The 26263-nt window shown below is 47.1% G+C and carries 21 protein-coding genes; 9 read left to right on the top strand and 12 right to left on the bottom strand.

All coding sequences use genetic code 11. From position 1 onward, the window contains the following. Nucleotides 1-127 precede the first annotated feature (127 nt). Together FRZ54_RS23080 and FRZ54_RS23075 are read right to left on the bottom strand one after the other, a co-directional pair. Entirely contained in the window at nt 128-637 is a 510-nt protein-coding gene (locus FRZ54_RS23080) for a hypothetical protein (RefSeq protein WP_147034162.1), read from the bottom strand. A 422-nt stretch (nt 638-1059) separates the two neighbouring features. After that, nucleotides 1060-1266, bottom strand: a complete 207-nt coding sequence (locus FRZ54_RS23075) for a hypothetical protein (protein ID WP_147034161.1) — start codon at nt 1264-1266, stop codon at nt 1060-1062. A gap of 335 nt (nt 1267-1601) precedes the next feature. Here FRZ54_RS23075 and dnaK point away from each other — a divergent pair, with 335 nt between their 5' ends. Continuing rightward, the gene (gene dnaK, locus FRZ54_RS23070; RefSeq protein ID WP_147034160.1) at nt 1602-3512 is read left to right on the top strand and encodes a molecular chaperone DnaK; all 1911 of its coding nucleotides are present in this window, start codon (nt 1602-1604) and stop codon (nt 3510-3512) included. A gap of 81 nt (nt 3513-3593) precedes the next feature. Here dnaK and FRZ54_RS23065 read toward each other — a convergent pair whose 3' ends face one another. Beyond that, nucleotides 3594-4502, bottom strand: a complete 909-nt coding sequence (locus FRZ54_RS23065) for a serine hydrolase (protein ID WP_147034159.1) — start codon at nt 4500-4502, stop codon at nt 3594-3596. 82 nt (nt 4503-4584) lie between these two features. Between FRZ54_RS23065 and lpxK the strand changes: the two genes are divergently transcribed. The 3 genes from lpxK to FRZ54_RS23050 are packed head-to-tail and all read left to right on the top strand — an operon-like array spanning nt 4585 to nt 8529. Then, nucleotides 4585-5649, top strand: coding sequence for a tetraacyldisaccharide 4'-kinase (gene lpxK / locus FRZ54_RS23060; protein WP_147034158.1), 1065 nt, complete (start codon nt 4585-4587; stop codon nt 5647-5649). Next, nucleotides 5612-6427 carry a purine-nucleoside phosphorylase gene (locus FRZ54_RS23055; protein WP_147034157.1) on the top strand — a complete coding sequence of 272 codons (816 nt, stop codon included), beginning with the start codon at nt 5612-5614 and terminating at the stop codon, nt 6425-6427. The genes lpxK and FRZ54_RS23055 overlap by 38 nt, the downstream gene beginning before the upstream one ends. Continuing rightward, nucleotides 6427-8529, top strand: a complete 2103-nt coding sequence (locus FRZ54_RS23050) for a putative porin (protein WP_228462576.1) — start codon at nt 6427-6429, stop codon at nt 8527-8529. The genes FRZ54_RS23055 and FRZ54_RS23050 overlap by 1 nt, the downstream gene beginning before the upstream one ends. 52 nt (nt 8530-8581) lie before the next feature. On the opposite strand, the gene FRZ54_RS23045 is transcribed toward FRZ54_RS23050, so the two are convergent. Together FRZ54_RS23045 and FRZ54_RS23040 are read right to left on the bottom strand one after the other, a co-directional pair. Next, entirely contained in the window at nt 8582-9847 is a 1266-nt protein-coding gene (locus FRZ54_RS23045) for an asparagine synthetase B (RefSeq protein ID WP_377026786.1), read from the bottom strand. Nucleotides 9848-9878: 31 nt separating this feature from the next. Beyond that, the gene (locus tag FRZ54_RS23040; RefSeq protein ID WP_147034156.1) at nt 9879-10595 is read right to left on the bottom strand and encodes a hypothetical protein; all 717 of its coding nucleotides are present in this window, start codon (nt 10593-10595) and stop codon (nt 9879-9881) included. A gap of 272 nt (nt 10596-10867) precedes the next feature. Here FRZ54_RS23040 and FRZ54_RS23035 point away from each other — a divergent pair, with 272 nt between their 5' ends. After that, a complete protein-coding gene (locus tag FRZ54_RS23035) occupies nt 10868-11329 on the top strand; it encodes a peptidylprolyl isomerase (protein WP_147034155.1) in 462 nt (153 codons plus the stop codon). Nucleotides 11330-11406: 77 nt separating this feature from the next. Continuing rightward, entirely contained in the window at nt 11407-11943 is a 537-nt protein-coding gene (locus FRZ54_RS23030) for a DUF5606 family protein (protein WP_147034154.1), read from the top strand. 52 nt (nt 11944-11995) lie between these two features. Here the strand turns inward: FRZ54_RS23030 and FRZ54_RS23025 are convergent, their stop codons facing one another. The 3 genes from FRZ54_RS23025 to rlmH form a co-directional block, all read right to left on the bottom strand. Continuing rightward, nucleotides 11996-12931 (bottom strand): cation diffusion facilitator family transporter, encoded by a 936-nt coding sequence (locus tag FRZ54_RS23025; protein ID WP_147034153.1) that lies wholly within the window; start codon nt 12929-12931, stop codon nt 11996-11998. Between the two features lie 9 nt (nt 12932-12940). After that, a complete protein-coding gene (locus tag FRZ54_RS23020; protein WP_147034152.1) occupies nt 12941-13897 on the bottom strand; it encodes an aspartyl/asparaginyl beta-hydroxylase domain-containing protein in 957 nt (318 codons plus the stop codon). 96 nt (nt 13898-13993) lie between these two features. Continuing rightward, complete coding sequence (gene rlmH, locus FRZ54_RS23015; RefSeq protein ID WP_147034151.1) at nt 13994-14467, bottom strand: 23S rRNA (pseudouridine(1915)-N(3))-methyltransferase RlmH; 474 nt, start codon at nt 14465-14467, stop codon at nt 13994-13996. A gap of 71 nt (nt 14468-14538) precedes the next feature. Here rlmH and FRZ54_RS23010 point away from each other — a divergent pair, with 71 nt between their 5' ends. Then, a complete protein-coding gene (locus FRZ54_RS23010; RefSeq protein ID WP_187359701.1) occupies nt 14539-16344 on the top strand; it encodes a MutS-related protein in 1806 nt (601 codons plus the stop codon). A gap of 64 nt (nt 16345-16408) precedes the next feature. Here the strand turns inward: FRZ54_RS23010 and FRZ54_RS23005 are convergent, their stop codons facing one another. The 3 genes from FRZ54_RS23005 to FRZ54_RS22995 form a co-directional block, all read right to left on the bottom strand. Then, nucleotides 16409-18919 (bottom strand): outer membrane beta-barrel family protein, encoded by a 2511-nt coding sequence (locus tag FRZ54_RS23005; protein WP_147034149.1) that lies wholly within the window; start codon nt 18917-18919, stop codon nt 16409-16411. Nucleotides 18920-19185: 266 nt separating this feature from the next. Beyond that, nucleotides 19186-21978, bottom strand: a complete 2793-nt coding sequence (leuS, locus tag FRZ54_RS23000; protein WP_147034148.1) for a leucine--tRNA ligase — start codon at nt 21976-21978, stop codon at nt 19186-19188. Nucleotides 21979-22082: 104 nt separating this feature from the next. Further along, nucleotides 22083-22433: an MmcQ/YjbR family DNA-binding protein gene (locus FRZ54_RS22995; protein WP_147034147.1), complete on the bottom strand. Its 351-nt coding sequence runs from the start codon at nt 22431-22433 to the stop codon at nt 22083-22085. 64 nt (nt 22434-22497) lie between these two features. Between FRZ54_RS22995 and FRZ54_RS22990 the strand changes: the two genes are divergently transcribed. Both FRZ54_RS22990 and FRZ54_RS22985 read left to right on the top strand, forming a co-directional pair. Then, nucleotides 22498-23667: a TlpA disulfide reductase family protein gene (locus FRZ54_RS22990; protein ID WP_147034146.1), complete on the top strand. Its 1170-nt coding sequence runs from the start codon at nt 22498-22500 to the stop codon at nt 23665-23667. Nucleotides 23668-23774: 107 nt separating this feature from the next. Next, on the top strand, nt 23775-25457 hold the full coding sequence (locus FRZ54_RS22985; protein ID WP_147034145.1) for a serine hydrolase domain-containing protein: 1683 nt from the start codon (nt 23775-23777) through the stop codon (nt 25455-25457). 155 nt (nt 25458-25612) lie between these two features. On the opposite strand, the gene FRZ54_RS22980 is transcribed toward FRZ54_RS22985, so the two are convergent. After that, nucleotides 25613-26041, bottom strand: a complete 429-nt coding sequence (locus FRZ54_RS22980) for an SRPBCC family protein (RefSeq protein ID WP_147034144.1) — start codon at nt 26039-26041, stop codon at nt 25613-25615. Nucleotides 26042-26263: the final 222 nt, after the last annotated feature.

The raw sequence follows: 26263 nt of genomic DNA, 5'->3' as shown, positions 1-26263 counted from the left end.
GCGGATACCGGCCATGAGCCCAATGCCCGTGCAGTATGATCCCGATTTTCATCGGGACAGGTCTCCCAGCGCGGGCCCGCTTCTATCGGCGGGCAACGCCCAAATTGTCTTAACCCGAATTATCCCCCTACTGCGTAATGGTGACCGGCGTAGCAAAATCTAAATTGAATTTGCCGTTGGTTACGCTTTTAACTTCGCCGTTGTTAGCCGGGGAACCGCTGAAGGTACCCTGTACATTGGTACTGGTAAAGGCGGTAATGCTGACGCTGACCGGGCTGGGATAGCTGGCGATATATTGTTTGCCCGGCATGATATAGCTTATGGTGACGTTGATGGGCCTGGTGGGGTCGTCGTTATTGTAGGTGCCGCCGGCAAGGATGGGCGCCTGGTAATCGACGATGAACCAGATGCGGTCGCCGTTGGCGGCCCAGCCCGAGGCTTTGAATACCCAGTCGGCCGTTTGCGGCTGTTTCGGTACGTAGTACACGCTGTCGCTGATGTTGAATGTTTCGTCCACCCCGCCTATGGTAGCGGTAATGGTGCCTTTGTCGATGGTGGTGGGCTTAACGTTCGACTTACTGACACAGGCGCACCAGGCCAGGGGCAGCAACAGGATAAGGGGCAGGAGACGTTTCATTTGGGTTGTTTGTATGATTTTTTGAGTGTTGAAGATAAGGAATTTTGGTTTGTGTTTGCAAGGGGTAACGGCAGAACGGCTTCGGGGACTCACCCGGTCGGCGCTTCGCTGGGACCACCCTCCGTGAGCGGAAAGAGGGTTTGGGGTTGATGTGCGTTGCGGCGTTGTTAGTGTTATCGCCAGGCGGGGACTCACCCGGTCGGCGCTTCGCTGGACCACCCTCTCTCCGCGAGCGGAAAGAGGGTTTTGGGTTGATGTGTTCTTTATTGTGTAGCATTTCCGGACGTTCCCGGTTCTCAGCCTGCACGAACTTCGATACACAAAGCATGTTCAGCCTGCCAAAAAAAACGCAGTTGGTTATTAGGTGTGCTTTTGTTGCCTGAAGTTGTATTTTTCGGCATAGCAGAAGCCTGAAGGGGCGTTTACAGGCTTTTTGTAAGTTGCTGTATATCAGTGAACTGGTGTTTGGCTTTTCGCAAGAGCAGGTGAAAGTACACTAAGGCCAGGGTTGGTGTATGTGTTATAATGCTGATGATCTGGTGCTTACAATGATTTGAAATCTCACGACCGGCATTTTTGTAAATACCTGGTGTAATGACAGATACCCGTAGCAGCAGCGGAAAGATCATGGTTACACCCTGTAATCATTAAGTATTTGATAGTCAATCTTTTAATCTTAGAAGGACCTGAAAAGTGTAAACCATGTTAACCGTTTGGAGTCTTAAGTCTGGAGTCGGAAGTCTTAAGTCGGATCAGGCAATTGGGCTTCTGACTTTAAGACTCAGGACTATGGACTCCAAGCTCTCTGATTCTGACATCCTGTCACCCAAAGTGTATTCTTTTATGACGATATAAACAGGGTTGAGACAGGTTTTTCGCCTAATTTCTGCCAAATGCGTATTGGCACAAGGCTTGTTAATATGGTATAGAATAAAACAGTTTAGTAAAGGAAAATCAATCATATATGTCTAAAATAATAGGAATCGACTTAGGAACAACGAACTCTTGCGTGGCCGTGATGGAAGGTAACGAACCGGTAGTTATAGCCAACAGCGAGGGTAAACGTACTACGCCGTCGGTTGTCGCATTTGTTGACAACGGCGAGCGTAAGGTGGGTGACCCTGCCAAGCGTCAGGCTATCACCAACCCAACCAAAACTATCTACTCTATCAAGCGCTTCATGGGCAACAAGTTCGACGAAGTGACTAAGGAGACCGCGCGTGTACCTTATAAGGTGGTAAAGGGCGATAACAACACCCCCCGCGTTGAGATAGACGACCGTAAATATACCCCGCAGGAAATTTCGGCAATGATATTGCAGAAAATGAAAAAAACTGCCGAGGACTTTTTGGGCCAGGAAGTAACCCGTGCGGTAATTACCGTACCTGCTTACTTTAACGATGCCCAGCGCCAGGCTACCAAGGAGGCTGGTGAAATTGCCGGCTTAAAAGTAGAACGTATCATTAACGAACCTACTGCTGCTGCCCTGGCTTATGGCCTGGATAAAGCGCACAAGGATATGAAGATCGTAGTGTTCGACTGCGGTGGCGGTACGCACGACGTATCGGTACTGGAGCTGGGCGACGGTGTGTTCGAAGTAAAATCAACCGATGGTGATACGCACCTTGGTGGTGACGATTTTGACCACGTAATTATCGACTGGCTGGCCGACGAATTTAAAAATGACGAAGGTATCGATCTGCGCAAAGACCCAATGGCTTTGCAGCGTTTGAAGGATTCGGCAGAGAAAGCTAAAATTGAGCTTTCAAGCAGCCCTCAAACCGAGGTTAACCTGCCTTATGTTACCGCTGTTGACGGTATGCCAAAGCACTTAGTTAAAACTTTAACCCGTGCCAAATTTGAGCAATTGTGCGATAGCCTGATCAAGCGTACCATCGACCCTTGTAAATCGGCTTTGAAAGCTGCCGGTCTGACAATTTCGGATATCGACGAGATCATCCTGGTGGGTGGTTCAACCCGTATCCCTGCGATACAGGAAGCTGTAGAGAAGTTCTTCGGCAAGGCTCCTTCCAAAGGTGTAAACCCCGACGAAGTAGTTGCCATAGGCGCTGCTATACAAGGCGGTGTGCTAACAGGTGATGTGAAGGACGTGTTGCTGCTGGATGTTACCCCGCTTTCATTGGGTATCGAAACCATGGGTGGTGTAATGACCAAACTGATAGAAGCCAATACAACCATCCCGACCAAAAAATCGGAAACATTCTCGACCGCGTCTGACAGCCAGCCTTCGGTAGAGATCCATATCCTGCAGGGTGAGCGCCCTATGGCCGCACAAAACAGGACACTGGGCCGTTTCCACCTGGATGGAATTCCGCCTGCACCGCGTGGTGTGCCGCAGATCGAAGTGTCGTTCGATATTGATGCCAACGGTATATTGCACGTAGCTGCTAAGGATAAGGCTACAGGTAAGGAACAGAAGATCCGTATCGAAGCTTCATCAGGTTTGACCGATGCCGAGATCAAGAAGATGAAGGACGAAGCCGAAGCAAATGCTGAAGCTGACAAGAAGGCAAAAGAGGAAGTTGAAAAACTGAACTCGGCCGACGCGCTGATCTTCACTACCGAAAAGCAACTGAAGGAATATGGCGACAAGATACCTGCTGACAAAAAAGCACCTATCGAGGAAGGTTTGACCAAGCTGAAGACGGCTTATTCGTCAAAAGACCTTGCTGCGATAGATACGGCACAAGCCGAGTTGAATGCAGCCTGGACAGCAGCTTCTGAGGACATGTACAAAGCATCAGCCGAAGGTGCCCAAGCTCAGCCTGGAGCAGGTGACGCGGGCGCCGGGGCCGGCGGTGACGCACAAGGTTCGGATCATGTAACCGATGTTGACTTCGAAGAAGTAAAATAATAACTCCATCATATAGCAAAGCCCGTCAGGATCATCCTGACGGGCTTTTTTGCTGTCAAACAAACAACCTAATCTGCATATTTATTCGTTCAGCATATATTTGGTTATACCGTCGGCTGGCTTCCAGGTGCTTTTGGGTTCGTAATAATGCCATAGCAGGGCTGATACTTTGCGGATAAGGATATCGGCCTCGTTATCCGGCACCCAGCGCTGGTCCTTATTGTTGTTGGTGATGATGGAGAATACATAGTCGCCATGCGGGGCGTTCACCAGCACCGTTTCCGATTTCGACTCGTCCAGGGCGCCCTGCTTGCTGGCGGTGTTCACATACGGCGGTATTTGGGAAAGGGCCTTGTCGTCCCAGAAGATACGTCCCAGGTTGCGGTACATGCGTTCGCTGGCTGCCGGGCTGACGGCTTCACCGTCGCGTATCATGGTGAACAGTCGGCACATCTCGCGCGGCGTGCTTACGCCCCAGCCGTAGCGGGCGCGTATCTTCTCGCGGCCCTTTACCCTTGAGTTCACGCGCATCACTTTAAACCCGTTTTGTTCGAGCCAGTTGTTGATATATTCGCCGGTTACTATCTTTTGCAGCCAGGTGCTGGCGGTGTTATCGCTCATGGTGATCATCAGCAAAACGGCCTTGCTCAGTTCTATCGTGTCTTTATCCTTAAACGACCCTAAAATGTCCTCGCCGGGATAAAGGAGAGAATCGCGGTAGATGAGTTTCTGGTTGTATTGGAGTTCGCCCTTTTCTATCTTATCCATCACCCCGCATTGAATGCTCACTTTGATCATGCTGGCAGTCGGGAACAGAGTATCGGCATTGATCTCCGCGTATTTCCCGGTTTTTAAATTCTTCACGTAAATGCCCACCTGGCCGTTGAAGCCCTTGACGGCATCCTGCAGTTGCAAGGTTAATTTTTTGTCGGTTTGGGCGAATAAGGCTGATGAGATCATCAATAACAGTAAGGACAATTTAAATTTCATGGCTGGCAGGTTTTAAGATTTCTAAGTTATAAAACTAATCACAAAATAGCTGTTAAAGCGTTTTCATATCTTTACCGTTTATATGAAGAACCTGCGCTGGCTATTACTCCCTTTCTCGCTTATTTACGGCCTGGTCGTGATTATCCGTAACTGGCTTTATGACGGGGGATTATTAAAAAGCAGGGAGTTCACCATCCCGGTGATTTGCGTGGGTAACCTTGACATCGGTGGAGCCGGTAAATCGCCCATGACAGAATATCTCATCCGCCTGCTCAAAACGCACAATAAACTCGCCACTTTGAGTCGCGGTTATGGTCGGACAACCCGGGGCTTCCTAACTGCCACTACCACTGCAACTGCCGCTGAAATTGGTGACGAACCATCTCAATTCAAACATAAATTCCCGGACATTACCGTTGCTGTTTGCGAAGACAGGGCAAACGGTATACAGCACCTGAAAAAAGAACACAACCTGGTGATACTGGATGACGGCTACCAGCACAGGGCAGTAAAGCCGGGCTTTAGTGTACTGATGTTCGATTATGGCAAAATATACGACCCGCATTGGCTGTTGCCGGCGGGCAATATGCGCGAACCATTCAGCGGGCGCTGGCGGGGCGACATATTGGTAGTAAGCAAATGCCCGGAAAATATATCGATAGCCGAGCAAACCAGTATTGCCGAGCGGCTGGAGCCATTACCCTTCCAGGCGCTGTTCTTTACCTCGATAGCTTACCAGCCTTTGCAGGATATAAACGGTAAGAAAGCTCACATCTCGCCGGATGCTGATACAATTGTTTTTTTGCTGACAGGTATTGCCAATCCTGCACCCCTGGTACGGCACATTACAAGTATCACCCCGCACATTATTCATCATAATTATCCCGATCATCACCGCTTTAGCTTAAAAAATATCGCTAAACTTGCCGATGAATTTGAAGCCTGCACAGCGCAAAAAAAAGTGATCATCACAACAGAAAAGGATGCGCAGCGTTTAGGTGAACACGAATTAAGGGCCGCGGTTGAAAAATTACCGGTTATGGTATTACCGGTTTCGGTTAGTTTTTTGAACAACAGCGGACCCGGTTTCGATCAATTAGTTACAGCATATGTTAGAGAGCATAGAACAAACCACATCATACATTAAACACCGCATCGGCGATTTTGAGCCGGAGGTGGGTATAATTTTAGGAACAGGGCTTGGCGGTCTTGTCAGCGAGATCGAGGTTGAAAAACAGCTGATGTATTCCAATATCCCCGACTTTCCGATATCCACCCTGGAGTTTCATGCCGGAAAATTGATATTCGGTACGCTTGCCGGAAAGAAGGTGGTAGCTATGCAGGGCAGGCTGCATTATTACGAAGGCTATACTATGCAGCAGATCACGTTCCCGGTTAGGGTAATGAAGATGCTGGGAATAAAAACACTGTGTGTATCCAATGCCAGCGGCGCGCTTAATCCCGAATTCCGCAAGGGCGACCTGATGGTAATCGAGGACCACATTAACCTGCAACCTTTAAACCCGCTTACCGGCAGGAACGAGTCGGAGCTTGGGCCCCGTTTCCCGGATATGAGCGAACCGTATAAAGCGCCGCTGATAAAAAAGGCATTGAAGATAGCCGCTGATAACAATATAACTTGTCATAAGGGAGTTTATGTAGCGGTTACAGGCCCCAATTTGGAGACAAAAGCCGAATACCGGTATCTCCGTATCATAGGTGGCGACGCCGTTGGAATGAGTACCGTGCCCGAAGTGATCGTAGCCAATCACATGGGGCTGCCCGTTTTCGCTATATCGGTATTGACAGATGAGGGCTTTCCGGAAAATCTTCACCCGGTTTCGCTTGAAGAAATATTGGCAGTGGCGCATGAGGCCGAACCCAAAATGACATTGATACTTAAAAAATTGATTGCCGGCCTTTAATGCTAAAGCGAATAAAATATATCCTCCTGTTGCTGTTTTGTATGTCGGCAGGCTATGCTTTTGCGCAGTATCCGCCATCGAACCAGAATTATCCCGGCAGGCAGCAGCGCCCCAGTTTTAACAATACAGATACTTCGACCAATAGGGCCAGCAAGAATTTAACTGGCGACCAGGAAATAGACGCGGAACGGAAAAAAGAAGAAAGCCGGCACGACTCGGTTGTTTTTACATCAAAGTTTATAAGAGTTACCAATGAACGCCTGTTAAGTGATAGCACCCAGGTGTTTCCGCTGGATACCGGTTTGACCAATTTTGAGAATTACAGCCCGTTGTATCAGCCACGGAGCCCAAAAATAAGTTTAGGGAGCCTTGGCTTGCCCGAAAGGCCGCTGTTATTTGAACCGGGCCGCACCATAGGATTCGATCCCGGTGTGCATTTCCTTGATGCTTATTTATTAGCGCCGGAGGATATAAATTACTACAAAGCGAGAGCACCCTATACCAATCTGTCCCTTTTCTCGAGCGGGGTGAAGGAGCAATTGTTCAAGGTTACCCATACACAGAATATAAACCCGCAGCTGAACATTGGTGCAAACCTGAATGTGATAGGTTCGCACGGGTTTTACCCGAGACAAAATGTCAGCGAAATAAGCGGTGCGGTGTTTAGCTGGTACGAATCAAAAAGTAAGCGGTACAACCTGCTGGCCAACGTTATCTGGAACAATATGAAAACGCCGGAGAACGGATCGATACTCAACGATTCGCTTTTTACCGCGCCGCAAAACTCTTATACAACGGCTCAAAACCAGCCGATACGGCTGCAAAATTCGTCGGATGTGATACGGACAAAAGGGATATACCTGAAGAATTACTATTATATCGGCAAGATAGACAGTACGAAAAAAAAGGGTGTTAGTTCCAGTGTACTGCCGACACAGCGTGTTGGTTATACTTTTTACTATAACACCAGCAAATACCTGTTCCTGCAGAACGAACCTGATACCTACGGCGTATTTCCCGATTATTATTTCAGCGCAAAATACTCGCACGATTCGCTTGCTGTCACGCATTTGCAGAACAGCTTTTCCTATAGTTTTTACCTGAGGGGTAAATCGACTGGTGTCATCAAAAATGAGGTAAAGCTTGATCTGGGCCTGGTGCAGGATATTTGGGGCTACAAGCAATTTGTGACCGATACGGGTATCATCAATACTTACGGGCGCATTATACAGCAAGACAAGAAACAAAACAATTCGTTCCAGGACCTTACAGTAAAAGCACGGGCAGGTTACCGTTTCAGCAACAGGATATTACTTGACGTAGACCTGCAGCAGGTAGCGCAGGGCCGCGATTTTGGCGATTTCCTGTACGATGCAAAGCTAACCCTTTCGGGCGGGAGAAAAGCTGGCAGGATAATATTGGGAGCCTATTCGCAGAACAGTTCGCCCCCGCTGGTTTATACCGACTGGGTATCCAACCACTTCATCTTTCATAATAAGTTCAGCAACCAAAAAATCAACAGTGTATCGTTCAATTATGTTAACGATGCCCTGCAGCTTGATCTGAAAGCTGAATATTTTTTGATAAGCGATTACCTATACTTTACCGCGCAGCCTAACGGTATCGATGCTACTCCCGCTCAGTTGCACGGGCCTATTAACCTGTTAAAAGTAAGCCTGGGTAAAAATCTTACTTTCCGTAAGTGGCATTTTGATAATTATGTAGTGTATCAGAAAACTGATAACGAGTCTGTATTGCGCACACCGGAAGTGTATACCTATAGCAGCCTGTATTATTCCATGTTCCTGTTCCATGTGCTGCACAGCAACCTGGGCACCAACGTACGTTTTAACACCGCCTATGTAGCGCCATCATACGCGGTTGGCCTGGGACAATTTTATAACAGCACACCAAACGTCACCTTTTCATCTTACCCTGTAGCTTCGGTGTTTTTCAAAGCGACGCTTATACGCACCAACCTGTTTATCCAGTACGATTATGCCAATCAGGGGTTATTCAGCAAAGGCTATTACATGGTGAACCGCTACCCCGGGCCAAACAGTTTGCTGAAGATAGGCGTGTCGTGGACGTTTTATAATTGAGGTGGGAGGTTAAGAGTCTGCAGTTAGATTCGATGCTTTCGGCCGCCCAAACTCACGTTTTCTGCTTCTTCTTCTTAGCCGCGGGGAACAGCACATTGTTCAGGATCAGGCGGTAGCCCGGCGAATTGGGGTGCAGTTTCAAATCGGTAGGGGGGTCGCCTACTACGTGCTGGTAATCCTCCGGGTCGTGGCCGCCGTAGAAGGTCCACTGGCCCTTGCCGTATTCGCCGTGTATATAGCGGGCCTCGTTGCCGGTTTTCATTTCGCCCATAATGGTTACGCCAGGTTTCAATAACTTCTCGTTAAAGGCTGTTGTCAGTCCCATAAAGCCTTTGATCACCTTGTCATGATTTTGGGTAAGCATACTGGGCACCACATCCCACTTTGCCGAAAAATCGAACAGCGTAAAAAAGTCGCGTTCCCGCTCTACCTGCCGGGTGGAAGTGACGTCGATATTGCTGAACTGGTGCGACATGGGGTTCATATCCAGCGTGAAATTCTGAAACGCGAAGGTTTGTGTAAAATCCAGTTTGCTTTGCGCATCCGGGTCGGCAGCGTCGCCATCAAACATGCTCTCGCAGATATCAGTATTTGCCGCTGCAAGGGCAATATCAAAGGTATCGGTACCCGAGCACATGGCAAACAGGAACCCGCCCCCTGCGCAAAAATCGCGTATCCGCTCAGCCACGGCGAGTTTCATTTGTGATACTTTTTTAAAGCCCAGTTTATGCGCTGTAGCTTCCTGTATTTTCACATCGTCGTTATACCATTGCGCATAGCGGAACGAGCCATAGAATTTACTGTATTGCCCGGTAAAATCCTCGTGGTGCAGGTGCAGCCAATCATACTTTGGCAGGTCGCCCCGTATTACTTCTTCGTCATAAACCACATCGTAGGGTATCTCGGCATATTTAAGGACCATGGTAACGGCGTCGTCCCAGGGCAGTTTATTTTTGGGGGAATAAACCGCCATACGGGGCGCCTTTTCCAGCTTCACCAGGTCCATATTTACCGATGGGTCGCTAACCTGGGTGATGATCTCGTTCACTTTGGCATCCGGCAGCACCTCGTAACTCACCCCGCGCACTTTGCATTCATTCTCCACCGCCTGGTTATATTTCAGCATGAAGCTGCCGCCGCGGTAATTCAACAACCAGTCGACCTCCTCACCGTTCTTAAGCGTCCAGTAGGCGATGCCGTAGGATTTAAGGTGATCCTTTTGTTCTTCGTCCATCGGGATGAGGATAGACGCGGCTTTTGCCATTATGGGCAGAAAGCAGAAAGCGAAAAACAGAAAGCAAAGGGTATTACGCTTCATATCCAAATGTAACGAATATTTGTGACAGCTATTATTGGTCGGCCGGCTTCAGTATCTGCTGAAAGGTTTTCGACTTACGTTCACTTTCCGGTATTTTCAAAAATTCCTGGTAACTGTCGTTGATGTAAGTGGTCAGGTTAAAATTGGGATCAGTATAGGTTTTAATGTCGGGCGTATAGGTGACAATAAAATTCTGCATTTCCTGCCCTTCCAATGGGATATAATCTTTCAGGCCTTTCGGGCTGAATATTTCAGCAATCTTGTTTTTGATGGCCTCATCCTTTGTCACCTGTGCCTCGTGCTTTCTCTTATTTTCGGCGCTATGCGAATCAAATATGTGCGCGGTCAGTCCGCCGGTATAGTTTCCTTTGCTATCGGTTGAATAAGTTAATGCCTGGCTGTTAATGGGCGACAGGGTAGGGGCGGCCTTAAGGTTGCCCAGTCTCGTTTCCTGGCCGGTAACCCTTACCTCATTCAACATATTAGATTTTAGTACCAGCGATATCTCGGTGTATTTCAGGCTGGTTACATACAGGGTATCAGGCACATACGAAAAGGCACTAAAAACCACCAGGTCGCCAATGTGCGCCGGTATCGAATAAGCCCCGGTGTGGTCGGAAATGGTGGTGCTTTGCGTTTTCAGGTTTTTGACGATTATTCCCGGCAGCATCACCTTGGTTTTGGCCTCGTAAATACGACCAGTCAGATTATCCTGGGCACGCACTCCGCTTACGAATAAAATCATCAAACCACAAAGAGTAATGGCCCTTGTGGCGGAGAAGAATTTAGAACAGTTTTTAAACATACTTGCTTTCAAATGTAATAATTCTGCGTCAACGGTATTATCCAATTGATTGCGATTTAACTAAATTTAACGAATCTGTCACCCAAACATTATGTATGGCAGCGTAATTCCTTTTTTCTGCTGGACAAAAAAACCGCGTACTTTAAACCTTTATCCTTTCACCTTTTGCCTTTATCCTTTTTTGTTAACTTTGCAGCCTCTTATTAAGAACAGAAATGAGCAAAGCAATAATAAAGACTGCCAAAGGCGAAATGACCGTTGAGTTTTACGACAAGGATGCGCCAAATACCGTAGCAAATTTTAAGAAACTGGCCAAAGAAGGTTTTTATGACGGATTGACTTTTCACCGCGTGATACCGAATTTTGTGATACAGGGCGGGTGCCCATACTCGCGCAGCCCCGAAACCGCTTATAAAGCCGGCAGCGGTGGCCCGGGCTACCACATTGATTGTGAACTGACCGGCGACAACCAATACCACGATCGTGGTGTATTATCCATGGCACACGCAGGACGTAATACAGGTGGTTCGCAATTTTTTATCTGCCACAGCCGCACCAATACAGCTCACCTCGACAGGAACCATACCTGCTTTGGTAAAGTGGTTGAGAACGTTGACGTGGTTGACGATATCCGCCAGGGTGATAAGATATTGAGTATCGAGGTAATTGAGGATTAAGTGAGTTGTTGAATAAGCTGAATGGTTGATATTTTTCAGTCAATCATTCAACCTGATCAACGCAATCAACTATAAAAATGAATTTACGAGGAATAGTAGCTGTAGCGGGTAAACCAGGTTTATGGAAGGCCCTGGCTCAGAATAAAACGGGCTTTATACTGGAAAGCTTGGATGTGCAGAAAATCAAGTTGGTTGTCAACCTGTCGACCGCTAAAATAGCGGCGCTGGACGAGATCACCATTTTTGGTGACGAAGAGGATATCAGGCTGGTGGATATATTCGAGCGGATGAAGACCCTTAAAAGTGTTCCCGATGCGAAGGCCGATGGTAAAGTGCTGCGCCAGCTTTTCAGGGAGGTAGCGGCCGATCATGATGAAGAAAAAGTTTATGCCTCTGATATGAAAAAGATCGTATCGTGGTATCACATCATGAAAGATATGCCGCTGTTCAGTGAAGAACCACCTGCGGAAGTTGCTGCCGAAGAACCGGTAAAAGAAGAAGTAGTTGCTACTGCCCCTGCGGAGGAAAAGAAAGAACCCAAAAAAGAGAAAAAGGGCAAAAAAGAGGGCGAAGAAAAAAAGGAAGAGGCTAAAGTAGTCAAGACTAAGAAATAAAGCCCCCGGCCCCTAAAGAGGAAGCATTTGTTCCCCTTTATGGGTTAGGGGTTTAACACCCCACCTTTACACATTTCTCATTTTCAAACTCCGGCTCGAAAGTGCTGTGGCTGATGGATAAATGTTCCAGCCGGTGACGCAGATCGTGTTTGATGTTGTCAAAAGACAACGCCGATCCTGGGTCTATCACCAAATGTGCCGTTAAGGCGTTTTCCGTGGTGCTGAGTGCCCACACATGGACATGGTGAACATCAAGCACGCCATCCGCTTTTTTGAGTTCCTGTTTGATCTTTTCCAGGTCCATTTCTTTTGGTACGCCGTCCATCTCCAGGCGAAGGCTGTCGATCAGCAGGCTCCATGTACCGCGCAGGATCACGATGGCCACAATAAGGCTCACAACGCTGTCTATCCAATATAATTTGGTAAAGTATATGATGGCACCTGATACCACCACGCCGAATGATACAATGGCATCTACCGCCATGTGCAGGTAAGCGCCTTTTACATTCAGGTCCTTATCTTTGTCTTTTACAAAAAGGTAAGCGGTAAATGCATTAACGCCTATGCCGGCAAATGCCACCCAGGCCATGGTACCGCCTTCTACGGTTTCCTGGTGGATAAAACGCATAATGGCCTCGTAGCCGATGAAGCCGACGGCGATGAAAAGCACCAGGGCATTAAAAAAAGATACGATAATGGTGGAACGTTTGTAGCCGTAAGTATATTCGCGGCTCGAACCAACTTTACTCAGTTTAAAGGCAAGCAGCGCCAGCGCAAGACCAGCAACGTCGCTTAAATTGTGGCCGGCATCGGTTAACAGGGAAAGCGAATGGCTCCACAAACCGGCTATTACTTCCAATACCACAAAAGCCGAATTCAAAATAATACCCACAATAAAGGCGGTATTCAGATGATCCAGTTTCGGGGTGTGATCGTGGTGATGATGCCCATGTCCATGGGAATGCGAATGATCGTGACCTGCTGACATGCAGCAAATTTAGTGTTTAAAAATCAGATTTATGATCCACCTGAAAAAAGCGAAGTACAGGATAACCAGCACCAGCAAGTATTTAATGGCATAATATAGCCTGCGGTTGTAAGCTTTTATAGCCTTGCCGAGCCGCCTGATAGAGTATACATACTTGAATGCCTTATTGATATTTCCTGTTTTATCGCCGCCCATGTTAGGCGATGCGCCCGAGGCCATGATAAACCAGCCGAAGAACTTATTCCATGCCCTGCCGAAAATGGTTTTTACCGGTCGCTGGATGTCGCAAAACAGGATGATCCGGTCTATATCTGTCTTATTTTCGGCCCAATGAATATAGGTTTCGTCGAAGATCACATCTTCGCCGTCTTTCCAGGCATAGCTTTGCCCGTCGACGATGATATGGCATTTTTCAGAATTCGGCGTGATCAACCCAAGGTGGTAACGCAGCGAGCCGGCATAAGGGTCGCGGTGCTGCAACAATTCGCTTCCGGCGGGCAACACGGCAAACATGGCGGCTTTTACCTGTGGAATACCTTTGATCAGCTCGCAGGTTTGCGGGCAGTATTTTTTTGCAGAAGGGTGAAAATCGTTATACCATTTCAGGTAAAACCGTTTCCAGCCGCGCCTGAAAAATGAATTGAACCCTGCATCGTTGTATTTGTCCGAGCCTTTGATCAGTTCCTCCCGCTCGAGTTGCAAAGCCTCGTCACGTATCACTTGCCAGTTGTTACGCAGGGCATCCAGTTGCGGGAAATTGGATGTTTTGATATAAGGCTTGTTCTCGACCCCCGACAGTGCATACATGGGCACGTTAATAGGCGCCATGAAGGTAGAATGGTCGGTTAATTGCCTGAAAAACTTGTAGCGAACCTTACCGCGGTAGTGAACGATAACAGTGGAAATGACCAGGATGTATAAAATGATAAATTTTACCGAGATGAGTTCGATCAGTATCTGATGCATATTTTTGGGATATCGCTCAAAATTACCAATAAACGCATTTATCAACAACTTAATTATAGTTCGGCGCGTTATTTTACAAATGCCTTACCGTTAGCCTCAATCGTGATGATAGGGCTCGCCTTTCAGGATGGTGAAGGCCCGGTAAAGCTGCTCGGCAAAAAACAGGCGTACCATCTGGTGCGAGAATGTCATTTTTGACAGCGACAGCTTATCATTAGCTTTTTGGTAAACCGATTCGTCAAAGCCGTAAGGCCCCCCGACAATAAACACAAGGTTGCTCACCGGGCTAACCGCTTTTTTGTCGAGATACTCCGCAAACTGCCGCGATGTCAGTTGTACACCTTTTTCATCCAGCAGGATAATATGGTCGGTGGGCAGCAGGCGTTTCAGGATAAGCTCCGCCTCCTTTGCTTTTTGTTGGTCCCGTGTAAGCGCTTTGGTGTTTTTTAGTTCCGGTATTTCGGCAATTTCAACCTTGCCGTAAAATTTCAGACGTTTCAGGTATTTGTCTATACCCTCTTTTAACCAGTTCTCTTCCGTTTTGCCGATTATCAGCAGCGTGATCTTCATATAACAAAGCAACGAATTATTTAAAATATAAGCGTTTAAAATTGCTTTATTTGCTTTGTATGGATAACCCGATGATTCAACAATACCAGCAAAATATTTTGCTGGCTCAGGAACAGGTAAAACTTTATGAGAAAAAGATAAACTTCTATTCGCTGATGCGGCTCACCGCGTTTGCATTGGTGCTGTTGTCGATCTACTTCTCGGTGAAATTCGAGAGCCTGGGTATGTTTTTCGCCTGTTTTATCATACTGGCGGTGGTCTTTAATTGGCTGGTATCCAAACAGGCCTGGTTTACCGCGCAAAAAGAGTATTATCAGCATTTTGAAAAGGTTAATGAGAACGAGATAAACAGTATTGAGAGTTATGCTAACCTATACGATAATGGCGCAGCTTACTATGACGAAAGGCACTATTACACATCCGACCTGGATATTTTTGCCGGTGGCTCGTTATTTAACCTGGCCAACCGCGCGGCAACATCGCATGGAAGGGACAAGCTGGCGTCGTGGCTCATGTCGCCTGCGCCGAAAGAGGTCATATCTGAACGGCAGGACGCTATCCGCGAGATCGGCCGGAAGAACGACTGGAAACTGGACATGCAGGCCCGGCTCTTTTTCGCCAATACCAACAATAGGGATGAACTGAAACAGTTTTTTACTTACCTCGATACCACGCTCGACCTGCCGGGCGAGAAATGGCTTAGCAAGTATATTATCATTGGTCCGGCCTTATTTTTTATCCTGTTGGTCGTGGCAATTTTTTATCCCGAACTTAAATACGGCGCCATTGGCATGGCGTTGATCAATTATTTCATATCGTCGTACCGGCACGAATACACCAGCAAAACCGACCTGATAGCCGGGAAGATCGGCGATACTTTAAAGCGGTATTCGGCGGTGTTCAACAGCATCGAAGGCGTCCATTGGCAATCGCGCCTGAATTCGGCTCTTGCGGGAAAGATCAGGAAGGAAAAGGATAAAAGTACTTCTGCAACAATAAAACAATTGTCTGTTCTGATTAACAACCTTAACGCAAGGCTGAATATGATGATAGGCTTTGTGCTGAATGCAACGCTGGTTTGGGATATACGGTTTGTGATAGCCATTGAGAATTGGAAACGGAGCAATCAACACGACCTGGAAGCGGCTTTTGATGTGATAGCCGAATACGAGGCGCTTATCAGCCTGGCAAGCCTGCATGTCAATTGTCCCGGGTGGTGTTTCGCGGAAATTGCGGATGGCGAACACTACACCGTCACCGCCAGAAATATAGCTCACCCGCTGATTGCCGCTGACACGAGAATTGAAAATGATTACGAACTGAATGATAGTTTAAACATCGACATCATCACCGGTTCCAACATGGCGGGTAAGAGTACCTTCCTGCGCACCATCGGCATTAACAGCGTACTGGCGCTATGCGGTGCACCGGTTTGTGCCGACGAAATGGAGGTGTCTGTCATTACGGTGATCACCTATATGCGCATCAAAGATTCGCTGAACGAAAGCACATCGACATTTAAAGCTGAGCTTGACCGCTTGCAAATGCTACTTGCCGCCGTTGAAACGCAGCCTAAAGTGTTCTTCCTGATCGACGAGATGCTGCGGGGGACGAATTCGGTAGATAAATACCTCGGCTCAAAAGCGGTTATCAAACAGCTCATCAGCAAGAAGGGTGTCGGGATGGTCGCCACGCACGACCTGCAAATAGCCCAGTTGGAAACGGAATACCCAGATTACGTGCGCAATTTTTATTTCGATATCAGGATCGAAAGCGGCGAAATGCTGTTCGATTACAAACTAAAACATGGCGAGTGTAAAACGTTCAATGCCTCGCTATTGCTCAAACGAATAGGCATTGACGTTGATGCTGTTTGAGATAAAAAAAATGTGCAGATGAGTTGAATCATCTGCACATTTTTAATTTGCTTATTAGCGCATTTTAACGGCTGCCCGGCGCGCCGCCAGCACCGCCGACGCCCTGGTCGCCTTGTTTCATGTCATCATTGTTGACACCTTTCTTCTGCTGATTGCTAAAGGTAACTTTACCAAAGCTATAGCTAAGCGTTAAGCCCACTGACCGGAACGGAAATGCGAAAGTACTTGTTTGGCTAAGTCCGGCGCTTTGTGTGCTGGTGTTGAAATTCTTGTATTTATTAAATGGCTCCAAGGTGTTGATACCTATGGATGCTTTCTTATTCAGGAATTGTTTGCGAATTCCGGCTCCCAATAAGCTGAAAGACGGACTGCTACCCTGGATAGTGCGGCGCGGCGAGCTGCCAAAGGTAAATACCTGTGCTATGAAACCATTTTTGAGATCCAGCTCTGCCGAAGCGAAACCGCTATATTGCCAGTAGACACCCGTTTGCGAAAAATATTGCTGGTACTGTGCGTAGGCGGTTGGATTGTAGGTATAAACGTTGATACTGGCGCGAAGGGTTAACGGTTTCCAGGGGCTTACTGAACCAAAGAAACTGCCACCAAAGGAGTTATTTTCTGCAGCGTTTTGATAGGTACTCAAAGTTCCCTGGTTTGCCGCTGTTCCTACCGCAATGTTTTCGATCACATTAGCCGTGTGCCTGTAATAAGCTGAGAAGTTCAGTACAGAGCCACCGATAAAGGTTATGTAGTCAAGCTCATAAGTCTGCGATATTTCCGGCGACAAAGTTGGGTTGCCTTCTGTTGCAGCCTGATTATTGTTCGTATTAACATAAGGATTCAAAAATTGCAGACTCGGGCGGGTGATACGTTTACTGTAAGCCAGCTTAACGGTTTGTGTTGTACTGATCTGTTTTTGTAACGTCAGGCTCGGAACAAACGTGTTATAATTAAGGTCAAATGGCTGTAGATTCTGCCCAAGCGATTGAGGAACAGCATGAATAGTCGTGTACTCATCGCGAACGCCTGCCAATATCGAATACCCTTTTGGCAGGGTAATGGTGAATACGGAATAGCCTGCTGTTACATTTTGATTATAGTCATAAGTGCTTGATCCAAGTGCATCAGGAATGAACCCATCCGAATTTTGCGGGTCAGGCATAAACAGGTCGGAATTACTGTTTATCCTCCTGATGATCTCCTTTCCGCCTGCTTCCAGTTTTAATTTTTTGGTCAACGGGTTGGTGTAATCCACTTGCGCGGTATATTCATTATTCAGCCCGTCTATATTATTCTTTTGGTTTGGATACTGCGCTGTATAACGCGTCATATAATCGGTTACGATCTTGCTATGGCTCCACTGGGTTGATATGTCCAGTTCATGACCTTCTTTTTTGAATTTGTGCGTATAATCCAGGTTCCAGTCAAACCCGCCGAAAGTATTGTGGCTTGTGCCGCGGCTTGTATAAGTACTGTTGGAGTCGGGATGGTTAAAATTAGTAAAGCTGGATATGTTAGTGCTATTCGGGTCAAATCCGCCCTGGTTAAGCCTGATATTGGAATGAATGCTGTTGAATGCATTAAAATCATAATTTACCGATACGTTGCCTATACCGCCGTGGCGTTTAAGATAAGTTTGACCGGCAGAACTGGTAGCATAATGCAGATTGGTTCCCTCGGGATGAATATCGTTGTTAAAAGTATTAAGCGAAGTTTGGGGCCAGGTAAGATTACCGCCGGCGTTAATGCTCAAACTGAAACGGTTCTTATTGTAATTAAAGTTTAAGTTACCGTTATTCTGACGGGTACCTATACCTCCGCTTACCGATCCACTCACACCTGACATGTTCTTTTGCTTGGTAATGATGTTGATGATACCTGCTGAGCCTTCCGCATCGTACTTGGCAGAAGGAGAGGTGATCACCTCGATACTCTTGATCTGGTCGGCAGGGATGGTTTTCAATACATCCGATAAACTTGCCGACGTAGCGCCTGATGGTTTGCCATTGATCAATACACGCACATTATTATCGCCACGCAGAGATACGTTGCCATTCAGGTCGACCGCTACCAACGGCACTTTTTGCAGTACGTCTGTAGCATTACCACCGGCTGCAGTAAGGTCTTTTTCGGCATTGTAAACGATCTTGTCGATCTTATTCTCTACCAGCGAGGCAGTTCCTGTAACCTGCACTTCTTTCAGGGACTTTGCGCTCGATACCACTAATACAGTACCCAGGTTTTTATCGGGTTTGGAGTCGGTTGTGGATATGCCCCCAACGAATTTTTCAGGATAGCCCACGTAGGTGATCCTGATCTTGTAGTCGCCGGGTTTCACACCATCTATTTTAAAGCCGCCTTTATCGTCAGTTAAAACACCGTTGATCGGCGCTTTGCCTGTCGCCCTGAACAGCGCCACCGATGCGTAACTCAAAGGCTGCTTTGTAACGGAGTCGACAAGCGTTCCTGATATTTTTCCAACGGTTGTAGAGCCGCCGCCGCCCGTACCGAACTGGGCTTTTGCGGTTATAACCGAACAGGATATGATTAAGATAAGTAAAAGTAATCGTTTCATTTGTTGCAATTTTTGTAATTGGAGGCGAAAATAGATTAAATGTTACACCGTGTTGTCCATTTTTTTGTCATAGACTGTAATTGTCATTGATTCGTTACATCTTTTGCCCGCGATGCTAAATCCTGCATTACGGAAAGGTATTTTTTCGTTGAGCAATAATTGATTTTGAGCACTATAGCATAACAAACATGCCGGCCGGAATTGGACAAGAAAATGCAGAAACGCCCTTTTTTGCGTTTCCATTAAATATGTCGGCGGGAGGGTTCTTATATAACGATATTGACGATACGCCCCTTTACCACGATAACCTTTTTAGGCGCTTTGCCATCCAGGTATTTCTGCACATCGGCACTGGCCAGAACAAAGTCTTCGATGGCCTTTGGTTCGAGTGTCAACGATATATTTAGGTTCATTTTGGTTTTGCCATTGATGGAGATCGGGTACGAGAACTCGTCTTCAATAAGATATTCCGGGTTGAATTTAGGATACGGCGCATACGAAAGCGATCCGGCTCCGTTACCTAACAGCACCCACAGTTCTTCGCAGATATGGGGAGCATAAGGTGACAACACAACAACTAAATCCTGCAAAATTGATTTCTTATTGCATTTCAGGTCGGTAAGCTCATTCACGGCTATCATAAAGCTGGATACCGAAGTATTGAACGAAAAGCGCTCGATATCTTCCTCCACTTTGCGGATGATCTTATGAAGTGATTTAAGTTCAGCCTTTGATGGCTCGGCATCCGATACGCGGAAGTTGAACTGCTCATCATGGAAAAGCTTCCAGAATTTCCGCAAAAACTTGAACACGCCTTCGATACCATTGGTGTTCCAGGGTTTGCTTTGTTCCAGCGGACCGAGAAACATCTCGTACATGCGCAAAGTGTCAGCCCCATAGCGTTCAACTAAAACATCGGGGTTTACAACGTTATACTTGGATTTCGACATCTTTTCGATCTCGACACCGCAGATGTATTTGCCATTTTCGAGAATGAATTCGGCGTCCTTATATTCTTCCCGCCATGCGCGGAACTTATCGATGTCGAGGATATCGTTATCAACGATATTCACGTCCACATGCAGTTCGGATGTTTTATATTGTTTGATGAGCCCGTGCGACACGAAGGTGTTTGTGCCGCGTCCTTCAGCATCGATCAACCTAAATACAAAATTCGACCTTCCCTGTATGTGCCCCTGGTTGATCAGTTTTTTGAAAGGCTCTTCTTCAATACCCAAACCTATATCCACCAAAAACTTGTTCCAGAAACGGCTGTACAGTAAGTGGCCGGTAGCGTGTTCGCTGCCGCCAATATAAAGGTCTACATCCTTCCAGTAGTCAATTGCTTTTTTTGATGCGAATTCCTTGTCGTTGTGCGCATCCATGTAACGGTACCAGTACCAGCTGCTGCCGGCCCAGCCGGGCATGGTGGAGTGCTCATATTGCCCTTCCGGGTGTTTCCAGTTTGAAGCTCTTGCCAAAGGCGGCTCTCCTGTTTCTGTCGGCAAATATTTATCAACTTCAGGTAATACCAAAGGCAGATCCTTTTCGTCTATCAAATAAGGCAGGCCTTCATTAAAGTAAACCGGCACCGGTTCGCCCCAATACCGCTGGCGACCGAATATAGCATCGCGCATGCGGTAGTTGATCTTGGCTTTACCCTGGCCTTTCTCTTCCAAAAAGGCGATCACTTTTGCGGTACCCTCCTTGTAGTCGAGCCCGTCCATGAAATCCGAATTGATATACCGGCCCTCTTTGGTCGGGTCGGCTTCGGTTTCAATATTTTGAATGTCCATAATGGGCACTATCGGCAAATTGAAATGTTTGGCAAAAAGGTAATCGCGCTGGTCGCCGGATGGTACGGCCATTACCGCGCCGGTGCCATATCCCGCCAAAACATAATCGGCTATATAAAGCGGCACTTTTTCGCCGTTCACCGGGTTAATAACATAACTACCCGTAAAAGCACCCGACACCGTTTTGGCATCGGCCATACGGTCAAGCTCCGATTTCTTTTTGGTTTGGGCAATATAAGCGTCAATCTCAGTCTTTTGTTCGGGCGTCGTCAAGCTTCCCACTAACTCATGCTCCGGCGCAAGCACCAGGAAGGTTACGCCGAAAATAGTATCGACACGGGTAGTGAAAACTTCGATGAAATCGGAACTCTGATTTCCGGCCTCAAAGATCTGAAATCTCACACTCGCTCCGGTACTTTTTCCTATCCAGTTCCTTTGCATTTCTTTCAAAGGTTCCGGCCAGTCAATTTTATCCAGGCCCTGCAACAGGCGTTCGGCATAGGCAGTAATGCGCATGCTCCACTGCATCATCTTCTTTTGTTCCACGGGGTAACCACCGCGTTCGCTAAAGCCGTCTTTCACTTCATCGTTAGCTAATACGGTTCCCAATGCAGCACACCAGTTTACGGTGCTTTCGCGCAGGTAGGTGAGGCGGTATTTCAATAATTCGGACTGCTGCTCGTTGTGGCTGAATGCTTTCCATTCAGCAGCGCTGAAAGTGAGTATCTCGTCATCGCAAACGGCATCAATGCCTGCCGAGCCGTTCTGCTCAAAATGTTTTACCAGCTTTTCAATACTTTCGGCCTTATCCGCAGCTTTGTTGTACCACGAATTGAACAATTGCATAAAAATCCACTGCGTCCATTTATAAAAATCGGGCGAGCTGGTGCGTACCTCGCGGCTCCAGTCGAATGAGAAACCGATCTGGTCAAGCTGGCGGCGGTAGGTGTTAATATTAGCTTCGGTAGTTAAAGCCGGATGCTGCCCCGTTTGAATAGCATATTGCTCCGCCGGCAGGCCAAAACTATCGTAACCCATCGGGTGCAACACGTTAAAACCTTTGAGGCGCTTGTAGCGTGCAAAAATGTCGGAAGCGATATAGCCCAGCGGGTGGCCTACATGCAACCCCGCGCCCGACGGGTAAGGGAACATATCCAGCACATAATATTTTGGCTTGTCCGACTGGTTATCAGCCTTAAAGGTATGATTGAGGGCCCAAAATTCCTGCCACTTTTTTTCTATATCTTTAAATTGGTAGTCCATCCGCTGTTTCGCTTTTTTTGAGGTGGCGAAATTACGAAAATTTAGTTAGTGATTTGTGATTGGTTAACCGGTGATTGGTGATTAGTTGATTTGCAGCTCGGTTTTTATAACAGCCCTAAAGCTTTTTTTACTTTAACGGGCAGCTTATTTGCGATCAATGCATGCGATTGCCTGATGTAGTGTTCCCATTCCTTTTTGCTCAGGCTGTTGATATCGGCTGCCAGCACCCATTTATACCGGGCGATATACGGCTGGGGTTGTAAACCTTCCCTGGCACTAATCTCTTCGAAAAGCTCATCCGGCACTTTGAACGAAGCCGATGGCGGAGTACCGCCCGGATAGGTAAACAAAAAGCTCTTCCCGCCCACGTTAAAACACAGGTGTTCGCCCAGCTTTATATCTTCGGTTACCCCGGGTAATTGATAGCAGATGTTTTGCAGGTCCTCGATGGTCATAAAATGCTCGTATAAAAGTAAATAATCGGAACATTTTTTTTGCAAAACTCGTTTCTATGGCTTAATGAAGATCAAAGTTATTTTTGGGGCCATTTTTCTTGTTTCTGCCATGCATCAGGCATCGGCGCAGAAACAGAATTCATCGCCTACCGAAAGCATCTTTATTATGAATGGCCGCCTGAGCCGTGCCCACCGTGATACGGTACTGATCTATTACGAAAGCAACCAGGGCGAAAGCCTTTACCAGTCGAGGCCAATAGCCAGCGACCGGTTTATTTTGACAGATAGCCTTAATCATCCCGTAAGCGCGTGGATAGCTTTTAAGGACCAGGGCGAAATGCTCGCCGACAGCGCGCTGGATGCCCGGTTGCGGGAGTTTTATATAGAACCGGGCCGGATCTATTTGTCGGGCGACCCTTCCCATCCTGATTCAATAAAACTGATCGGCTCGAAAAGCCAGGATGAATTTGTAGAGCTAAACAAGCGGACTGCCGATACCCGCAAGGAAATGCAGCCGATCTACGATCGTTATTACAAAGTGAAGGATGCGGAACAAGCGGCCCTGATAGGCACACAACTGGCGCCTTATGAGGATCGGTTAAAGATGCTTAACTATCAATTCTTTTTGACGCATCCGCGGTCCTACGTAACCTTACACGAAGCGATCTCCTTTGTACCGCAACTCGGGCTCGATTCGTCGAAGCTTATTTACGGCATGCTGCCTGCGTACATGAAACAAAGCCCCGACGGGCAACGCTTGGCCGCTGCCATCAAAAAGGTGGAGGCTGTACAGCCGGGTAACCTGGCTTCAGACTTTATATCAACCGACATCAATGGAAATGGGGTATCACTCACCGAATGCCGCGGCAGTTATATATTGCTCGATTTTTGGGCAAGTTGGAACCACAACAGCAGGCAAAACAACGCGCGATTGATGGACGTGTACAATAAATACAAGGCCAAAGGTTTTGTAGTTATCAGCATAGCCGATAATGATGCCTCGCCGAAGGCTTGGAAGAACGCAGTTGAAAAAGACAAACTTGGCGAATGGGTGAACGTGCTAAGCGGCAACGGTACCGATAACGACCTTGCCGATAAATATTCGGTGCATTACATGCCCACACAGATACTGATCGACCCATCGGGTAAGATCATAGGCCGCTACGGCGACAGCAACAATGTGCACGCCGATGTACTGCTGGACAGGCAGCTGGCGATGATTTTTAAGCAGTAGTTTTTTGGGTTTGACGGTGGATCTGTGACGTTTTAGGTTTTGAGGCGTCATAGCTTCAGGCTTGCAATTCGGCCCGGATTCTGTAAATTTATAGCTCAAGCCAAGTTATGAGAACCTTCCTGAAACACATTTTCGCCCTGCTATTCGCATTCATCGCCACCAGCGCTGCCTTTTCACAGGCCATACCCAATGCAACCGCTAAAAAGATAGACAGCCTGTTTAAATACTGGGATAATAACAAAAGTGCCGGTTTTACCATAGGCATCGTCCGTAACGATTCGCTGATCTATGCAAAGGGATACGGCATGGCCAACCTGGAATATAATATTCCCAATACGCCCGAAACCATTTTTCACATGGCTTCGGTCTCAAAGCAGTTTACTGCTTATGCCATAGTTTTGCTGGCAAGGCAGGGTAAACTGAACATGGACGACGATATCCGGAAATACTTAACATGGTTCCCCGACCTGAAACAGAAGATCACCATCCGTAACCTGCTGAACCACACCAGTGGCATACGCGATCAATGGCAGTTGCTTGCTATTGCAGGCACGCGGCTTGATGATGTGATAACAGAGGACCAGATCATCAAAATATTAAGTAAACAACAGGCGCTCAATTTTAAACCGGGCGACGAGTGGAGCTACTCGAACAGCGGGTTTACCATGCTGGGCGAGATCGTAAGATCGGTAACCGGCAAAACGCTGCGGCAGTTTACCGACTCGGCTATTTTTAAGCCGCTGGGAATGAATCACACCCATTTTCACGACGATTATACAGAGATAGAACCTAACCGTGCCTACTCTTATGATAAGGAAAAAGGGCATTTCATAAATGATGTGCTGAGCTATTCTAATGCCGGGGCCACCAGTCTGTTCACCAATATCCCTGACATGAGCCGGTGGATAATGAATTTTTATGATCATAAGGTGGGCGACCAACAGGATATTGAGACCCTGACAACCAAAGCCGTACTTAATAGCGGTAAGGTACAGGATTACGCAATGGGTATAGGTGTTGATACCTACCGTGGACAAAAGCGCTATTCGCATAACGGCGCCGACGCAGGTTTCCGCACTTCGGTCAGCGTTTTCCCCGATCTGAAAATGGGATTTATCGTATTCAGCAATGTGGGCGATGCCGACCCCTCCGGCAAATCGAACCAATTGGCTAACCTTTTTATAGCTGACCCTTCACCGAAAAAGAAAGAGGTCCCTAAAAAATATACCGACTTTAACCAAGCCGTACTAACGGATACCGTTGGTATTAAAAAGTTTACCGGCGATTACCTTTCTGCCGACGGCGCTCATTTTGCTTACCGCCTCAGCCATGGTAAATTGTATTGGATAACGCCCTACGGCGCGAGTAACCTTTTGATAAAAGCTGCGAAGGACACCTTTGAGATGTTTACCCGGCCCGAGGTTAAATTTTTATTCGGTATGGATGACAAAAAAATAAAGGTCGATCAATATTGGCCCGATAATCACCGGTTGCTGGTTAAATACGATACCACATCAAAATCCGATAAAATATTGCAAACCTATACAGGTACCTATTACTCACCCGAACTGGATTGTAATTACCGTATTGTACTGAAATACCATAAGCTGGTGCTCACTAACGCCAAATACAACGATTCGCCTTTAAAACTTTACGGTGATATCCATTTGACCAGCAATTTCTGGTGGATGGATAACCTGGACATACTGCGCGACGGTAAAAACAAGATCACCGGCTTCGAGGTCAACTCGGGCAGGGTGCAGCATGTGCTTTTTAAAAAGGTGGAGTGATTTTAAGGCGAAAGGTGGACGGCAAAAGGTTTTCGTGGGGAGTCGAATGTGGGCCTGAATTACTAAGTAAATGGTTGATTGGGTTTTGCTGAATTAACTTATTCAACCCAATCAACCTACTCAACTCAATCAACCTACTCAACTCAATCAACCGGCTACGCCGCAGACTCTGCGTACTTCTTAAAGTTATCTAAAATAGCCTGCCAGCCGCCACGCTGCATTTCAACGGGATTTTGATTTTCGGCTTCGAAGGTCGAGGTTATTTTGGTCGAATTTCCATGCCCGTCAAACAGTACCTCTACTTTCCTGCCGTCGCCAATGGTATAGGCAAGCCGTTTGTTAGGTGTAACATCGTCATAAGTGCCGCCAAAGTCGAACCCGAAGCTGCCGTCCTTTGCTTCCATACGGTACAGGAATGTGCCGCCGACACGCAGATCATTCTCAGCGCTGGGCGAATGCCAGTCGTCCGACGCGTGGTTCCATTGCGTAACGTGTTTGGGGTTGTTCCATAATTCCCATACTTTTTCTACAGGTGCGTTTACAACCGCTTCGATCGTAACCAGTGTTTTTTCTGTTGTGCTCATATTGTTGCGTGTTTTTTGATTCGTTTAACAATACAAACATACGGTGCTTGTGTTAGTTGCTGTGACAGGTGAAAACGACAATGTGACGGTAGGTTTGCGACAGGTTAGTTGAACTTTATAAAGCCGCACACCTGTGTGACAAGACAGGCAAAACCGAACATGTTCCGTCCGGTTTCATTACAAAAGCTTACGGCTGTTTTTCTTTAAAAGCTAATTATCAAA

This window comes from Mucilaginibacter ginsenosidivorans, assembly GCF_007971025.1.
Taxonomy (GTDB): domain Bacteria; phylum Bacteroidota; class Bacteroidia; order Sphingobacteriales; family Sphingobacteriaceae; genus Mucilaginibacter; species Mucilaginibacter ginsenosidivorans.
Note: the sequence above shows the minus strand (reverse complement) of the source record. Positions and strands in the feature narration are given on the sequence as shown.

Excerpts from the sequence above, each read along its gene's own strand:
- FRZ54_RS23080 (WP_147034162.1), bottom strand. The coding sequence starts at position 637 with ATGAAACGTCTCCTGCCCCTTATCCTGTTGCTGCCCCTGGCCTGGTGC.
- FRZ54_RS23075 (WP_147034161.1), bottom strand. The coding sequence starts at position 1,266 with ATGATCTTTCCGCTGCTGCTACGGGTATCTGTCATTACACCAGGTATT.
- dnaK (WP_147034160.1), top strand. The coding sequence starts at position 1,602 with ATGTCTAAAATAATAGGAATCGACTTAGGAACAACGAACTCTTGCGTG.
- FRZ54_RS23065 (WP_147034159.1), bottom strand. The coding sequence starts at position 4,502 with ATGAAATTTAAATTGTCCTTACTGTTATTGATGATCTCATCAGCCTTA.
- lpxK (WP_147034158.1), top strand. The coding sequence starts at position 4,585 with ATGAAGAACCTGCGCTGGCTATTACTCCCTTTCTCGCTTATTTACGGC.
- FRZ54_RS23055 (WP_147034157.1), top strand. The coding sequence starts at position 5,612 with ATGTTAGAGAGCATAGAACAAACCACATCATACATTAAACACCGCATC.
- FRZ54_RS23050 (WP_228462576.1), top strand. The coding sequence starts at position 6,427 with ATGCTAAAGCGAATAAAATATATCCTCCTGTTGCTGTTTTGTATGTCG.
- FRZ54_RS23045 (WP_377026786.1), bottom strand. The coding sequence starts at position 9,847 with ATGAAGCGTAATACCCTTTGCTTTCTGTTTTTCGCTTTCTGCTTTCTG.
- FRZ54_RS23035 (WP_147034155.1), top strand. The coding sequence starts at position 10,868 with ATGAGCAAAGCAATAATAAAGACTGCCAAAGGCGAAATGACCGTTGAG.
- FRZ54_RS23030 (WP_147034154.1), top strand. The coding sequence starts at position 11,407 with ATGAATTTACGAGGAATAGTAGCTGTAGCGGGTAAACCAGGTTTATGG.
- FRZ54_RS23025 (WP_147034153.1), bottom strand. The coding sequence starts at position 12,931 with ATGTCAGCAGGTCACGATCATTCGCATTCCCATGGACATGGGCATCAT.
- FRZ54_RS23020 (WP_147034152.1), bottom strand. The coding sequence starts at position 13,897 with ATGCATCAGATACTGATCGAACTCATCTCGGTAAAATTTATCATTTTA.
- rlmH (WP_147034151.1), bottom strand. The coding sequence starts at position 14,467 with ATGAAGATCACGCTGCTGATAATCGGCAAAACGGAAGAGAACTGGTTA.
- FRZ54_RS23010 (WP_187359701.1), top strand. The coding sequence starts at position 14,539 with ATGATTCAACAATACCAGCAAAATATTTTGCTGGCTCAGGAACAGGTA.
- FRZ54_RS23005 (WP_147034149.1), bottom strand. The coding sequence starts at position 18,919 with ATGAAACGATTACTTTTACTTATCTTAATCATATCCTGTTCGGTTATA.
- leuS (WP_147034148.1), bottom strand. The coding sequence starts at position 21,978 with ATGGACTACCAATTTAAAGATATAGAAAAAAAGTGGCAGGAATTTTGG.
- FRZ54_RS22995 (WP_147034147.1), bottom strand. The coding sequence starts at position 22,433 with ATGACCATCGAGGACCTGCAAAACATCTGCTATCAATTACCCGGGGTA.
- FRZ54_RS22990 (WP_147034146.1), top strand. The coding sequence starts at position 22,498 with ATGAAGATCAAAGTTATTTTTGGGGCCATTTTTCTTGTTTCTGCCATG.
- FRZ54_RS22985 (WP_147034145.1), top strand. The coding sequence starts at position 23,775 with ATGAGAACCTTCCTGAAACACATTTTCGCCCTGCTATTCGCATTCATC.
- FRZ54_RS22980 (WP_147034144.1), bottom strand. The coding sequence starts at position 26,041 with ATGAGCACAACAGAAAAAACACTGGTTACGATCGAAGCGGTTGTAAAC.